This is a genomic window from Jeotgalibaca sp. A122, from assembly GCF_052266715.1.
Lineage (GTDB): Bacteria > Bacillota > Bacilli > Lactobacillales > Aerococcaceae > Jeotgalibaca.
In genome coordinates, this window is record NZ_JBQPRB010000001.1 from 533,371 (window position 1) to 546,582 (window position 13,212).

14 protein-coding genes, 6 tRNA genes, 2 rRNA genes and 1 other RNA gene are annotated in these 13,212 nt (G+C 42.6%); 4 read left to right on the plus strand and 19 right to left on the minus strand.

The genetic code is table 11. The features are described from left to right. Window positions 1-5 precede the first annotated feature (5 nt). The 6 genes from ACTU7M_RS02535 to dnaX all read right to left on the minus strand — a co-directional run bounded on the left by ACTU7M_RS02535 (window position 6) and on the right by dnaX (window position 4,182). Window positions 6-338, minus strand: a complete 333-nt coding sequence (locus ACTU7M_RS02535) for a cyclic-di-AMP receptor (RefSeq protein ID WP_443472796.1) — start codon at window positions 336-338, stop codon at window positions 6-8. 27 nt (window positions 339-365) lie between these two features. Beyond that, window positions 366-998, minus strand: a complete 633-nt coding sequence (gene tmk, locus ACTU7M_RS02540; RefSeq protein WP_443472797.1) for a dTMP kinase — start codon at window positions 996-998, stop codon at window positions 366-368. A 74-nt stretch (window positions 999-1,072) separates the two neighbouring features. Beyond that, window positions 1,073-1,378, minus strand: a complete 306-nt coding sequence (locus ACTU7M_RS02545; protein WP_443472798.1) for a DUF2508 family protein — start codon at window positions 1,376-1,378, stop codon at window positions 1,073-1,075. Between the two features lie 28 nt (window positions 1,379-1,406). Next, window positions 1,407-2,003, minus strand: a complete 597-nt coding sequence (recR, locus tag ACTU7M_RS02550; protein ID WP_443472799.1) for a recombination mediator RecR — start codon at window positions 2,001-2,003, stop codon at window positions 1,407-1,409. A 21-nt stretch (window positions 2,004-2,024) separates the two neighbouring features. Then, a complete protein-coding gene (locus ACTU7M_RS02555) occupies window positions 2,025-2,342 on the minus strand; it encodes a YbaB/EbfC family nucleoid-associated protein (protein WP_443472823.1) in 318 nt (105 codons plus the stop codon). Between the two features lie 16 nt (window positions 2,343-2,358). Further along, complete coding sequence (gene dnaX / locus ACTU7M_RS02560) at window positions 2,359-4,182, minus strand: DNA polymerase III subunit gamma/tau (protein WP_443472800.1); 1,824 nt, start codon at window positions 4,180-4,182, stop codon at window positions 2,359-2,361. 192 nt (window positions 4,183-4,374) lie between these two features. On the opposite strand from dnaX, the gene ACTU7M_RS02565 reads away from it, so the two are divergent. Next, window positions 4,375-4,689: a hypothetical protein gene (locus ACTU7M_RS02565; protein WP_443472801.1), complete on the plus strand. Its 315-nt coding sequence runs from the start codon at window positions 4,375-4,377 to the stop codon at window positions 4,687-4,689. Window positions 4,690-4,796: 107 nt separating this feature from the next. Here the strand turns inward: ACTU7M_RS02565 and ffs are convergent. Next, window positions 4,797-4,882: signal recognition particle sRNA small type (gene ffs, locus ACTU7M_RS02570), an RNA gene on the minus strand. A 51-nt stretch (window positions 4,883-4,933) separates the two neighbouring features. After that, complete coding sequence (gene tadA, locus ACTU7M_RS02575) at window positions 4,934-5,434, minus strand: tRNA adenosine(34) deaminase TadA (protein WP_443472802.1); 501 nt, start codon at window positions 5,432-5,434, stop codon at window positions 4,934-4,936. Between the two features lie 116 nt (window positions 5,435-5,550). Here tadA and ACTU7M_RS02580 point away from each other — a divergent pair, with 116 nt between their 5' ends. Further along, window positions 5,551-6,426, plus strand: coding sequence for a helix-turn-helix domain-containing protein (locus ACTU7M_RS02580; protein ID WP_443472803.1), 876 nt, complete (start codon window positions 5,551-5,553; stop codon window positions 6,424-6,426). Window positions 6,427-6,469: 43 nt separating this feature from the next. On the opposite strand, the gene ACTU7M_RS02585 is transcribed toward ACTU7M_RS02580, so the two are convergent. Continuing rightward, a complete protein-coding gene (locus tag ACTU7M_RS02585) occupies window positions 6,470-6,796 on the minus strand; it encodes a hypothetical protein (RefSeq protein ID WP_443472804.1) in 327 nt (108 codons plus the stop codon). Between the two features lie 119 nt (window positions 6,797-6,915). Here ACTU7M_RS02585 and ACTU7M_RS02590 point away from each other — a divergent pair, with 119 nt between their 5' ends. Further along, complete coding sequence (locus tag ACTU7M_RS02590) at window positions 6,916-8,082, plus strand: cation diffusion facilitator family transporter (RefSeq protein WP_443472805.1); 1,167 nt, start codon at window positions 6,916-6,918, stop codon at window positions 8,080-8,082. Window positions 8,083-8,130: 48 nt separating this feature from the next. On the opposite strand, the gene ACTU7M_RS02595 is transcribed toward ACTU7M_RS02590, so the two are convergent. Continuing rightward, window positions 8,131-10,638 carry an ATP-dependent Clp protease ATP-binding subunit gene (locus tag ACTU7M_RS02595; RefSeq protein ID WP_443472806.1) on the minus strand — a complete coding sequence of 836 codons (2,508 nt, stop codon included), beginning with the start codon at window positions 10,636-10,638 and terminating at the stop codon, window positions 8,131-8,133. Window positions 10,639-10,676: 38 nt separating this feature from the next. Continuing rightward, entirely contained in the window at window positions 10,677-11,141 is a 465-nt protein-coding gene (locus ACTU7M_RS02600; RefSeq protein ID WP_443472807.1) for a CtsR family transcriptional regulator, read from the minus strand. Between the two features lie 250 nt (window positions 11,142-11,391). Between ACTU7M_RS02600 and ACTU7M_RS02605 the strand changes: the two genes are divergently transcribed. Further along, complete coding sequence (locus tag ACTU7M_RS02605; RefSeq protein WP_443472808.1) at window positions 11,392-12,096, plus strand: glucosamine-6-phosphate deaminase; 705 nt, start codon at window positions 11,392-11,394, stop codon at window positions 12,094-12,096. Window positions 12,097-12,203: 107 nt separating this feature from the next. On the opposite strand, the gene rrf (ACTU7M_RS02610) is transcribed toward ACTU7M_RS02605, so the two are convergent. From rrf (ACTU7M_RS02610) to rrf (ACTU7M_RS02645), 8 genes are all read right to left on the minus strand, one after another. Beyond that, a 5S ribosomal RNA gene (gene rrf, locus ACTU7M_RS02610) occupies window positions 12,204-12,319 on the minus strand. 56 nt (window positions 12,320-12,375) lie between these two features. Further along, window positions 12,376-12,449 (minus strand) — tRNA-Pro (locus tag ACTU7M_RS02615). A gap of 10 nt (window positions 12,450-12,459) precedes the next feature. Continuing rightward, a tRNA-Arg gene (locus tag ACTU7M_RS02620) sits at window positions 12,460-12,533 on the minus strand. A gap of 10 nt (window positions 12,534-12,543) precedes the next feature. Further along, window positions 12,544-12,615 (minus strand) — tRNA-Gly (locus ACTU7M_RS02625). A gap of 4 nt (window positions 12,616-12,619) precedes the next feature. Beyond that, window positions 12,620-12,692: transfer RNA gene (locus ACTU7M_RS02630), tRNA-Thr, on the minus strand. Between the two features lie 22 nt (window positions 12,693-12,714). Next, window positions 12,715-12,787, minus strand: a tRNA-Lys gene (locus ACTU7M_RS02635). A gap of 60 nt (window positions 12,788-12,847) precedes the next feature. Then, window positions 12,848-12,920: transfer RNA gene (locus tag ACTU7M_RS02640), tRNA-Val, on the minus strand. 28 nt (window positions 12,921-12,948) lie between these two features. Then, window positions 12,949-13,064 (minus strand): 5S ribosomal RNA (gene rrf, locus ACTU7M_RS02645). Window positions 13,065-13,212: the final 148 nt, after the last annotated feature.

Consider the following 13,212-nt stretch of genomic DNA (forward strand, 5'->3'; position numbering starts at 1 on the left):
GGGCATTAGAAGCGATGGAAGCTTTCAACAGGCATGACGAAGACGGTCGCCCCACCTACATGTACTTGCATCGGATAAGCCAAGTTGTTGCCGTTTAATGATACATCCATGTTAACCGGAGTAGTCATGTACTGTTCTCTGGATTCACAGTTCACTTTGATAATGTTCAGTACTTCTTCTACTTGTTCATCCTCAACCCCAATCATGAAGGTTGTGTTTCCTGAACGGAGGAAGCCACCAGACGATGATAATTTTGTTGCCCGGATGTTTGCCTCAACAAGTTCATCCGAAAGTAATGCACTGTCTTTATCTTGAACGACTGCCATAATCAGTTTCATAACGATCTCCTCTTTCTGTCTTTTAAATTAAAAGAAGCGGGACAGGATAACTGTCATACACTGTGTCACGACTTCTTCTGGTGTTTGTGTGCCATCTATTGTAACAATTCGCTCTTTGTTCTTTTGCGCCAAGGCTTGGTAGCCTTCCCTTACTTTCTCATGAAAAGACAACTTTTCTTGGTCGAGACGATTATACTCTCGTGTTCCCTCGCTCTTTTGAATGCGGCCTAAGCCGACTTCAGCCGGAACATCAATGTATAATGTTAAATCAGGCTGGATACCATCTGTCGCAAAATCATTGATTCGAAAAATACCCGCCTCGCCAATTTCACGCGCGTGTCCTTGGTAAGCAATGGAACTATCCACAAAACGGTCGCAAAGAACAATATCGCCTGCGTCAAGAACGGGGAGTACTTTTTCCACCAAGTGTTGGCGGCGGCTTGCTGCATACAACAAGGCTTCCGTCCGTGCATCCATCTTTGTATGTGCCGGATCCAGAATGATATCCCTTATTTTTTCTGCAATCGGGCTGCCACCCGGTTCACGGGTTGAGACAATCTGTTTATCCGTCATTGTGGAGAGGCGTTTTACAATCTCTCTCAATGCGGTAGTTTTGCCAGATCCATCCGGGCCTTCCAATGTGATAAAAATACCATTCATATACGCTAGCTCCTTGTTCATGTAATCTCATTATACTCTAATTCATTGCTTTTTTATAGCTTCTAAAAAGTCAGCTAATCCTGGTATAAGTTGTCTTTTTTATAGCCTCGTTTTTTCAGACCCATTGCTTTGATCTTCCTTGGCTTGGCAATATCACCCTGGATATTCCGCTGACGCGCTTCGCGCATCAAGCACAAGTACTTGGCTCTTTCAATTTTCCGTAAGGCATTCAAGTCTTCCGGTACATCGTACGCTTCTTCTTCGAGGTGTAAGAGCAGTTGGTATCTCTGGAAAACAGTCTGCAGGCTATTGCTCAAACGTTCATCCATCAGCTGTTTTTGCTGATTTTTCCTGCTTTTATTCAATAAATGGAACACCATTTTATTAATGACTCCTCATACTTTCTTCCTATAATTCCCGGCGACCGTCGATAGCGCGGAATAACGTCATTTCATCCGCATATTCAATGTCGCTACCCACTGCCAGTCCATAGGCAAGACGCGTCACTTTGATTCCAGCTGGCTTGATGAGTCGTGATAGGTACATCGCTGTTGCTTCACCTTCTGCCGTTGCGTTGGTTGCAATAATCACTTCATTAATTTCCTCGTTTTGAAGACGTTTAATCAAATCAGGGATATTCAAATCTTCCGGTCCGGTTCCTTCCATCGGAGAAAGAACACCATGCAGAACATGGTACAAACCATGAAATTCCCGAATTTTTTCCATGGACATGATATCGCGTGGATTTTCCACTACCAAAACGGTTGAACGGTCACGGCCTTCATCCTGACAAATGGAGCAAGGGTCCGATTCGGTGATGTTGCCACAAACGGAACAGTAATGTAAATCTCTCTTTGTACTGATTAAGGCATTCGCGAATTTAACAATCTCTTCCTCTTCCATATCCATACAGAAGAAAGCAAGACGAGCAGCCGTTTTTTGGCCGATACCTGGTAATTTCATGAAACTCTCAATCAGCTTGGCTATTGGTTCTGGATAATGCATTTAGTCAGCACCTTCCGTCAATTAAAAGTTAGGCATTGCGCTTGCGAATTTACCCAATTTTGCTTTTGTTTCTACTTCGATTTTCTCAAGAGCAGCGTTTGTCGCCATCAAAATTAAATCTTGCAGCATTTCGATATCATCTGGATCGACAGCTTCCGGTTTGATTGCAACATCAACTACTTTTTTATCTCCGGTCATTGTTACTTGAACAAGTTCATTGGCAGCTACCCCTACAAACTGTGTTTGGTTGATTTGTTCTTGTGTTTCCTCGATTTGTTTTTGCATTTTTTGCATTTGTTTCATCATACCTTGCATATTTCCCATATTTCCGCGCATTATAATTCGCTCCTTTTATTTAGTCGTTTATGATTGTCACATTTTCTTCTCCGAAAATGCTGATTGCTTGTTCGACAACTTCTTTTTGTTTTTCTTCTTCCCGCACATCTTCATCCGGTCCCATTGCAAAATCTTCAAAGGGTTGTGGCGGTACATCGTTGTCCGAAAACTCACTGGCCACGGGATGGTCTGTTGGGGCCACTGCATTTGGTTCCGGTTGTTTCGGCTGGATTTTACCTGCCTTTAAATCCTGTACATAGTTACGGCGCAAAGTTCCCCATTGCTCGACGGTCAAACAAACGACTTCACCTGGTCGGTTTGTCATCCTTTGAATCGCCTCAGCCAATGCTTCCCGGAGTTCCATATCTTCCGTCGCTTTTTGGCAAAGAATATCGTACTCGAAAGCTAGAATACAGGCACTACCGTTTGCTGCCACGGGTTCTGCTTGGCGTAAAACCGCTCGTTGGGTAACAGATAGGTAATCAAGGATATCTCCCCAATTAGATTGTAACGTAACAAGCTCTTGTTTTGTTGCTTCGCGCATAATTTGTTGCGCGCGACCGATATCCGGTTTAAAACCATTTGGATTTTTACGTGGTGGCGCTGGTTTTGCAACTGTATCACTTGCTGATACTTCAATTCTACCATTTTTCAATCCTTCCAAAACAGCTTTTAGTTCTTTTTTCAAAGAAGCAACTTCCTTTTCCAGACGGACCACTTCTTGGCTGTCTGCTGCTTTGGTTGTGGCTGTAGCTGGTTGTGAAAGGGGCTGTGATAATTTAACCGCCAGGACTTCCAGGTAGACATCCGGTTGTGTTGAGAAACGCATTTCTTTTTGCGTTTGGCTGAATTCTTCAATAGCCCGGTATAAGAACGTAGCTGCCACTGATTCAGCAAACGAACGGAACTTATCCGTCAAACGGTCAGCGTCCTCCATCCCTTTACCGTTTGTCTGTTTATACACCAAAATGTCCCGGGAAAACAGGATCATTTCTTCCAGGAAGCGGCCTGCTTCTTTACCGTTAGCTAAAATCGCATTCAGGATTTTAAGTGCTTCCTCAGCGTTTTCTTCCTTGAGGGCGCCCAGGAATGACAACATCATTTCCTCGGTCAGGCTTCCCGATACTTGAATCGCGTTATCCAAAGTGACCAAATCGGAATTATAGGAAATGACTTGGTCCAATAGACTCAAGGCGTCCCGCATTCCGCCGTTAGCTGCCCGCGCAATAACATGCAGGGCTTCTTCCTCATAGGCGATTGTTTCTTCTTTCAAAATAAAAATCATTCGCGCTAAAATATCCTGGTACGTGATGCGTTTGAAATCAAAGCGCTGTGTCCGCGAGATGATGGTCAGTGGAATTTTATGCGGTTCGGTCGTTGCCAGAATAAAAATAACATTCTCCGGTGGCTCTTCCAATGTTTTCAAAAGGGCATTAAAGGCGCCTGTTGACAACATATGCACCTCGTCTATGATATAAATTTTATGTTCAGCTTGCGTGGGAGCATAACGAGCTTTGTCGCGAATGTCACGGATTTCCTCAACCCCGTTGTTACTGGCCGCGTCAATTTCGATGACGTCATTCAAGCGACCTTCTGTGATGGCAAGACACATTTCACAGGCATTACATGGTTCACCGTCTTGTTGATTCGGGCAGTTAATGGCTTTAGCGAAAATTTTAGCCGCACTCGTTTTCCCTGTCCCTCTTGGACCAGTGAATAAATAAGCGTGGCTAGATTTTTTTTGTTCGAGAGCATTTTTCAAAGTTCGCGTCACCGCTTGTTGACCGGCAATATCCTCGAAGCGCTGTGGCCGCCAGACACGATAAAGTGCTTGATAACTCATTATTTCCCTTCTTTCTGTGCGTATTTCATCTATTCATTATACGGTAAAAAAGCCAAAATAGAAAGCGGAGCTGACGTTTCCTTTTGACTTGAAAAGGCGCCAAATTAACCTTTTTAAATGGTATCGGGATATTTTTGTTTTTAGATGAAATCCAGAGTATACTGGACACAAGAGAGGAAAGGAGGGATAGACGTGAAAATCCGAATTGAAACATGTACAACCTCCATAGCTACAAGTTTGAATACCGTCAGGAAACTCCGTGAAGACGGCATTCCCAAAGAACATATTTATATTGTGACGAATATCGCCAGTAAAGATACGATTCTTAATAATTATGACCTCCGCAATGAAGATGGTTCCATTTTTTCTTCCCATTCCCTGATTGAAAATGTCAAAGATATTTTAACCGTCCCCGAATTTAAAAAGACGGGGCATCCCCTGGATACTCTCCAGAAGTACCAAGAACGAATTGAATTCGGCAGTATTATTGTTGCCGTTGTTGAATAACGAGATAAAACGCTCACCCAGAGACTTTTCTTCCGGGTGAGCGTTTTTTGTAAAAGTGATTAAAAAATAAAAAGCCCTCATCCGAAGATAAGAACATCTGGTTTGCTATTAACTTACAGCACATGGCGACTCTTACTTATAGCTGCTTCCTTCCGGATCTGACTCATTCATAAGACCGCCATTGCAGTAAGGCCTTTCGGCAAAGTTTAGTATAACACACGTCGCCCTTATTTTTCAAGGGCAATCAGTTCATTCGACGTAAATGTTTCCGACTTTCTTCTTTTCTTTTTAAGCGTAACGCGCGAAAAAAGGTTTGCAACAAACTTTGGCATTCATCATGCAGAATACCTGTTTCCACTTCTGCTTGGTGGTTAAAGCGATCGTCTTGCAATAAATTCATCAATGTACCGGCAGTCCCACCCTTTAAATCAGCCGCACCATAATAAACTTTTTTGATGCGTGATAAAATGATGGCGCCACTGCACATTGGGCAGGGCTCCAACGTTACAAACAATTCAGCATCTTCCAGACGCCAATTCGAAAGTTTTTTGTTGGCATCACGAATGGCCGTCATTTCGGCATGTGTAGTGGCATCGTTAGTCGTTTCTCGTTCATTATGGCCGCGTCCAATGATTTCACCATCCAGTACAATAACCGCGCCAATGGGAACTTCCCCAATAGCGCGCGCTTTTTCTGCCTCCAGGATAGCTTCCCGCATAAACGCCTCTTTTTCAGCTAATTCCATCTTATCCCTCTTTCTCATCCACCCTAATATAATCTATTTCGGAACATCTTTCCAATTATTTTGTATCAATGTTAAAATGAAAGTACTATTGAAATCGATTGCGAGGAAAATCTTTTATGGAAGACTTACTTAAAGAACTTTTCCCTGAGGCGAAGGTCAACCAATCTTCCTGGATGGGAAATGATTATTTCACTGTCCCCTTGGAGGGCAAATTCATGCATTTCGCATCCGGTACCATAACAGACCGGGAAAAACGTCTGATCATCCAGATGTTGGAACCAGATACAGTTTTTAATACCGGCCTCAAGAACGTTTGGGCACATTATTTGTTGGAAAATCCCAACCCTATCCCAAGTGGTTATGAGCGCATCCAGGTCCTGCAAGTCACTTTAAAACAAACTTCTCCAGAGCCGATTGACCGAAAATTATGGCTGGATGCTTTTAAAAACACCCTCTCTTCTATAGTCGATGGTTTTTTTGTTTCAGAACAATATGCCATCTTCATTATTCATAATCCTGATCACTTTGAGCTGACAAATGAAATTGAAGGCGTCTTGAATGTGTTGGATGATGATTTTGGCATCAAGTCCAATGCATATCTGGGTCAAAACTGGACAGTCAATTCGTTTTTACCTGCACTTTTTTTAGAAGAACAAAGTATATTCCTGGACACACGTTCTCGAAGCCAGGCGGATCAAATCGTCACCCTAACGACGACAGCTTTGCCCCACTATACCTTTGAAGCAGCTTCCAAAAGCCCAATTCTAGCCACAATAAAGGAAGGTATTCAAAATATAGACGGCGGGGCTGACTTAGTGTATGCCATGTGGCAAAATCAGGGAAATATTTCCAAAGCAGCTACCGACCTTTACGTCCATCGTAATACGTTACAATATCGCATTGACCGTTTTGTGGACACAATCGGTTTGAATTTGAAAAAAATGGATGATTTACTGCTGAGTTATATGGCATTACATGCCCGGTTTAAATAACAAAGGAGACGACAGGTTGCCCTATCGTCTCCTTCTCATTCATTTATTTGAACTTTTTGCTTACATGATCTTTATAATCAACCGCTTTGTCTCTCAAATCGTCGAACGTATCAAAAATTGTATCTTTCCAGCTGCCGGTGCGATCGAAAACGCTCAATAATGTTTCGATTTCATTATCACTTAGCGTTTCGACGACGTTCATGACACGATGGTTGCCTTTGAATTTACTTTTCAATCGTTGGCGGTTTAAATAAGCCCCAACGCGGTCCACAGTTTCTTCTTCATTCATAAGAATTGTTGCGACAGCAGTTATAGCAGCCGTGGCAGCTAAACCAATGAGAAATGCTTTTTTTGAATTTGAATTTTTCATTATTGATCGCTCCTTTTCATTTGTCTTTATTTTAGCATACAAGAAAACGTATTCCGAATGATTTGGTCTGCCACCTATGGCATAATAAGCGTACATTCTATCGAAAAGGGAGTCTCCACATGTTTACTAAATGGCTGGAATCTTATGCCGAACATCATACCATCGAGAAAAAGCGTCTGCGCATTGGCTTATTGGCCGGTGTTATCGGACTGATTTCAAATTTATTACTTTTTATTGTTAAATTAGCTGCGGGTTGGTTATCGGGCAGTGTATCCATTATGACCGATGCCATCAATAGCCTTTCCGACACTGCTTCTTCCATCCTGACGTTATTGGGCTTCAAGGCTGCTTCTAAGCCACCAGACAAAGAACATCCTTATGGGCATGAACGCTTTGAATACATCAGTGGACTATTGGTTTCAACCATCATTATTTTTGTGGGGTTTCAATTTTTAACTACTTCCGTCGAGCGTATTTTTAATTCCACCGCCTTAGCAAGCGGGCCACTTATTTTTGTGTTATTGACGGTTTCCATCTTCGCAAAAATAATTCAGGGCCTCTTTTATAAATCAGCTGCCACTACCATCCATTCGAATACTCTTAGAGGAGCAGCTCAAGATAGTTTGAACGATGTTTATACGACCATCATTGTATTACTTGCTTCATTGATTGAGTTTTTCACTGGGTTAACCGTGGATGGATATGCAGGGGCGATACTTGCCATTTTTATCATTTACAGTGGCATCAACATGATTCGTGATTCCATGGATGATTTGCTCGGCTCACGACCAAACGAGAAAGAGCTGTCCGAAATCCAGGCGCATTTCGACCAATTCGACGCCATCCTGGGCTATCATGACTTGCTCGTTCACAATTATGGCCCCAATAAGACGTATGCCTCCATCCATATAGAAGTCGATGATAGTTGGACCTTAACCGAGGCGCATGAGGTCAGCGACTATATCGAAAAACATTTCAAAGATGAACTTGGTATCGATTTAATTTGTCACCTGGATCCAATAGCCGTCCAAAACGAGGAACATACGCGAATTTACCGTGAAGTCAAAGCCATCCTCAAATCTTACCAATTAAATTTGAAATTTCATGATTTCAGGGTTGAAGAAGGACCTGAAAACGTCAAAATATCTTTTGATATCGACGTTCCCGAAGACATTACCACCTCAAATGAACAATTAGTCAAAGTTATTAAACAGGACATTTCAGAAAATGTCGGCGAAGCGGAAATCGAAATTACGGTCGACCGCTTGAGCTTATTGAAACACTAATCAAAAAAACGAGGGCGAGACTTGTGTCTCTTCCTCGTTTTTCGTATGTTAAGAATTACTTCCTACTAAATCTTTACCTGTTTCGTCTGTTGAATCTTTTTTATCTTCACGGACTGAAATACGGATTTCTCCGTTGCGCGCACCAATAGTCACGGAATCACCAAACTTAACATTTCCGGTTAGCATTTCTTCGCTTAGTTTGTCCTCGATTTCTTTCTGGATAGCACGACGAATTGGACGCGCCCCATATTCAGGGTCGAAGCCAGCCTTAGCGATAACATCAATCGCAGAAGGGGTAACTTTAACGTGAACATCCAAGTCTTTCAGACGTTTCACAATCGTATTCGCCATCAACTTAACGATTTCATGCAATTCTTTCTTGTCCAGCGAATGGAATACAATCGATTCATCAATTCGGTTCAAGAATTCCGGACGGAAAGTACTTTTCAGTTCTTCCCGAATGCGTTTCTCCATCGCCTTATAGTCATGTTTCATATCCTTGACATTGAAGCCAACGGATTTTTCATCACGAATGGCAGTTGCTCCCAAGTTGGATGTCATAATTAAGATGGTGTTACGGAAATCAACTTTGCGACCTTTCGAATCAGTCAAATGACCATCATCCAAAACTTGCAGCAGAATATTAAAGACATCCGGATGCGCTTTTTCAACCTCATCAAACAAAATAACAGAATAAGGTTTTTGTCTAATTTTTTCAGTCAATTGGCCACCTTCATCGTAACCCACATAACCTGGAGGTGAACCGACTAAACGACTGGTTGCAAATTTCTCCATGTATTCTGACATATCAATTCGAACCAAGGCATCCTCTGAACCAAACATTGCTTCTGCCAATGTTTTGGCCAATTCGGTTTTTCCGACACCCGTTGGTCCAAGGAAAAGGAAGCTTCCGATTGGACGATTTGGATCTTTCAATCCTGAGCGGGCACGGCGAATCGCACGTGATACAGCACCTACTGCCTCTTCTTGGCCGATAACGCGCTCATGAAGAACATTTTCAAGTTTCATTAAGCGGTCGCTTTCTTTTTGTTCCATCTGGTAAACGGGGATTCCGGTCCACAACGCAACAACTTCGGCAACATCGCGTTCATCTACACTCAAGGTGTATTCATCACTCTGGGAAGCCGCTTCTGATTCTTCTCTGATGCGATCCAGACGTTGTTTGCGTGTCATCTCTTTTTTACGAATACGCGCTGCTTTAGCAAAATCCTGGTTCAGGATGGCATCTTCTTTTTCTTTGCCGAGGCGCTCAATTTCATCTTCCAATTTACCCACAGGTGTATCACCATGCGTCACGTCTAAACGGACTTTCGCCGCCGATTCATCGATTAAATCAATAGCTTTATCTGGTAAACGACGAGAGGTAATGTAACGGGTTGAGAGCTTCACAGCTGCTTCAATCGCTTCGTCCGTGATTTCTACCCGGTGGTGATCTTCATAACGGGAGCGTAGTCCCATCAAAATATCCACCGTTTCATCAGCGGTCGGCTCGTCAATATGAATAGGGGCAAAACGACGTTCCAAGGCTGCGTCTTTTTCAATATATTTTTGATATTCGTCCAGTGTGGTTGCCCCGATTGTTTGAAGCTCACCACGTGCCAATGCAGGTTTCAGGATATTAGAAGCATCGATTGCTCCTTCTGCTCCCCCCGCACCGATTAACGTATGTAATTCATCGATAAAGAGGATAACATTGCCATCCCGATAAACTTCGTCGATGATTTTTTTCATCCGTTCTTCAAATTCACCACGGTATTTGGTTCCAGCTACCAGAGATCCCATATCCAGCATCATCAGACGTTTGTGTGCCAACTGCTCCGGCACTTCGCCATTGACGATTTTCTGGGCTAAGCCTTCAACGATTGCCGTTTTACCAACACCTGGCTCCCCGACAAGAACAGGGTTGTTTTTTGTACGGCGAGATATAACTTGAAGAATGCGACGTACTTCCCGTTCCCGACCTACAATCGGGTCTAATTTCTGATTACGAGCCAATTCTGTCATGTCCCGTGCCAGTGAATCTAGTGTTGGTGTTCCCTCCGAAGTTTTAGCAGCTTTTTTGCCGCCTCTAATCGTATTTTTTGCCGGTTGTTTTAAACCGATTTTTTCATATAGCGTTTTACGTAATAGGTTGAAATCAACACCAAGATTTTTCAAAATCTTTACTGCTAAAACTTCTTCTTTTAACAGACCAATCAATAGATGTTCTGTACCAACAAGAAGCGTTCCTAACTTTTGGGACTCTGTAGTGGCGTACATCACGACAGTTTTAGCCCGAGGCGAAAATGGCATTGGAGCAAAATGGTCGGATAACGGTCTTGCCGTTCCATAGCCCGTTAGATGCTCAATTTCATCACGAACGTGTTCCTCATCCACATCGAAGTCGCGAAGAATTTTCCCGGCAATTCCCTCAGGTTCGCGTAGAAGCCCTAAAAGAATATGTTCTGTTCCAATTGATTGATGTTTAAAGTAATGGGCCTCTTCCGTTGCTAGAATGAGCGCTTTGCTCGCTTTTTCTGTAAATAGTTCGTCCATCCTTAACGCCTCCTTTACTAGGGTTATGACTGATTATATTATGCTTTAAAGCGAAGACTCTGTAATTGTTTGGTCAAAAGATGCGCGCGTACAACATCCTCATCATCCCCAAAAACCTGGAGCGTATTTTTATCGAGAATTGACAACATGAGATTGCCTTCTCGCTTGGAAATTAGTTTTTTATTAAACATATTTTGAACGATGGCAAACGCGTCTCTTTCGGAAATAACGTTTCCGACCATCTTGATCATTTCATCAAGAAATTCCACTTCATCCATGAATTTGACCTTCATGATGCGTATATACCCACCGCCGCCACGTTTACTTTCGACTAAATAGCCATGTTGCTCGGTAAAACGCGTATTAATTACGTAATTGATTTGTGAAGGGACACAATTGAAGTGACTGGCCATTTCATTACGTCGTATCTCAACTTGCTCTTGTTGCTTAAGTATTTTTTTAATATAAGCTTCAATGATATCTGACATATTTTGGTTCTGCAATTCATCCGCCCCCTTTCACCTGACTAATTTTGACTATTGTAACACAAATAGTATGCTATTCTTGGTTCAGTGTCAAATGGAAAGGTCCGAAATCTGTCTATTGACCAATTATTATATCGTAATCTGACTCTTTTTTGAACTATTTTGTTTATAAATATCCCGGATGTGTATTTTTTAGTTTTATTGACAATGAATACTTTTAGTTTTAGAATTATTTTAATACTACTATATAAAAAGGAGCATCAGATCATTGGAAATCCTTTATACACAAACAAGAGAAGAAGGTTCACAAAAAGCTTATGAATTAATCCGGGAAGCCCTGGACAATGGCGCAAAAGTATTTGGGTTAGCAACAGGGTCAACCCCAGAAGGCCTTTATAAAAAGCTCGTTGAAAGTGATGTTGATTTTTCTGAAGCTGTTTCTGTCAACCTGGATGAGTATGTAGGTTTGCCAGGAACACATGAGCAAAGCTACCGTTACTTCATGGAACAAAACTTATTCAATCATAAACCCTTCAAAGAATCCTATGTACCAAATGGTATGAACGAAGAAAAAGCTGAAATCGAACATTATGAAGCTATTCTGGAAAAATACCCTGTTGATGTTCAAATCTTGGGAATTGGTCATAACGGGCATATCGCTTTTAATGAACCAGGCACACCACTTAACTCTTTGACGCACAAAGTTGAGTTAACGCAATCTACTATTAATGCTAACAAACGTTTTTTTGAAAAAGAAGAAGATGTGCCACGTCAAGCTTATTCAATGGGTCTTGCTTCTATCATGAAGGCTAAGAAAATCATTCTTTTAGCTTTTGGTGAAGATAAAGCTCAAGCAATCAAAGATTTAGTGACTGCTACGGAACCTACTGAAGACATTCCTTCAACTGTTTTAGTAAATCACCCAGATGTAATTGTTATCGTGGATGAAGCAGCGGCTTCTTTAATTAAATAATTTAAGAATGACAAAGCCAGGCAAAATCTTATTTTTTAGATTTTGTCTGGCTTTATTTTTTTGCAAATAAAAAAGCCTCTCCATAGAGAGACCGATTCAATCATACTGCGCGGCAACGTCCTACTCTCACAAAGGGAAACCCTTCACTACAATCGGCGCTAAGAAGCTTAACTTCTGTGTTCGGGATGGGAACAGGTGTGACCTTCTCGCCATCGTCACCGCACAATGTTTCTTATCAATGAAAAACAAAAGACCAGGAAATTGACCCAGTCTCGGATATCGGGAAGACAGGATTCGAACCTGCGACCCCTTGGTCCCAAACCAAGTGCTCTACCAAGCTGAGCTACTTCCCGATGATAAAAATGCAACCAGTAGGAGTCGAACCTACAACCGCCTGATTCGTAGTCAGGTACTCTATCCAGTTGAGCTATGGCTGCAAAATGTGAAAGCGGAAGACGGGGTTCGAACCCGCGACCCCCACCTTGGCAAGGTGGTGTTCTACCACTGAACTACTTCCGCAAAATGCCGGCTAAAGGACTTGAACCCTCGACCCTCTGATTACAAATCAGATGCTCTACCAACTGAGCTAAGCCGGCTTTATACATATTAAAATGTATATGAGTCATGCAGGGCTCGAACCTGCGACCCTCTGATTAAAAGTCAGATGCTCTACCAACTGAGCTAATGACTCAAACAATCCATTGCGGACCTCGGTCCACACCATCCGGCCTGTTTGAGGGGGCCTGGATAATGGAGGTTGACGGGATCGAACCGCCGACATCCTGCTTGTAAGGCAGACGCTCTCCCAGCTGAGCTAAACCTCCGGAAAACAAAAAAAGAGAAAAATAAATTGCGCGGCAGCGTCCTACTCTCACAAAGGGAAACCCTTCACTACAATCGGCGCTAAGAAGCTTAACTTCTGTGTTCGGGATGGGAACAGGTGTGGCCTTCTCGCCATCGCCACCGCACAACTATTTAATTGGGGGAACACCGTTCCCTCAAAACTGAATCCATAACACGTCGTAACGGCCGACCAAAGCCATTCCGCGCTTGCTTTTTTGAATCTTCAATCGTGGTTAAGTCCTCGACCGATTAGTACCAGTCCGCTCCATGCAT

Coding starts and splice junctions, on each gene's coding strand:
- tmk (WP_443472797.1), bottom strand. CDS start 998: ATGAATGGTATTTTTATCACATTGGAAGGCCCGGATGGATCTGGCAAA.
- ACTU7M_RS02535 (WP_443472796.1), bottom strand. CDS start 338: ATGAAACTGATTATGGCAGTCGTTCAAGATAAAGACAGTGCATTACTT.
- ACTU7M_RS02585 (WP_443472804.1), bottom strand. CDS start 6,796: ATGAAAAATTCAAATTCAAAAAAAGCATTTCTCATTGGTTTAGCTGCC.
- dnaX (WP_443472800.1), bottom strand. CDS start 4,182: ATGAGTTATCAAGCACTTTATCGTGTCTGGCGGCCACAGCGCTTCGAG.
- ACTU7M_RS02580 (WP_443472803.1), top strand. CDS start 5,551: ATGGAAGACTTACTTAAAGAACTTTTCCCTGAGGCGAAGGTCAACCAA.
- ACTU7M_RS02595 (WP_443472806.1), bottom strand. CDS start 10,638: ATGGACGAACTATTTACAGAAAAAGCGAGCAAAGCGCTCATTCTAGCA.
- tadA (WP_443472802.1), bottom strand. CDS start 5,434: ATGGAATTAGCTGAAAAAGAGGCGTTTATGCGGGAAGCTATCCTGGAG.
- ACTU7M_RS02545 (WP_443472798.1), bottom strand. CDS start 1,378: ATGGTGTTCCATTTATTGAATAAAAGCAGGAAAAATCAGCAAAAACAG.
- ACTU7M_RS02590 (WP_443472805.1), top strand. CDS start 6,916: ATGTTTACTAAATGGCTGGAATCTTATGCCGAACATCATACCATCGAG.
- recR (WP_443472799.1), bottom strand. CDS start 2,003: ATGCATTATCCAGAACCAATAGCCAAGCTGATTGAGAGTTTCATGAAA.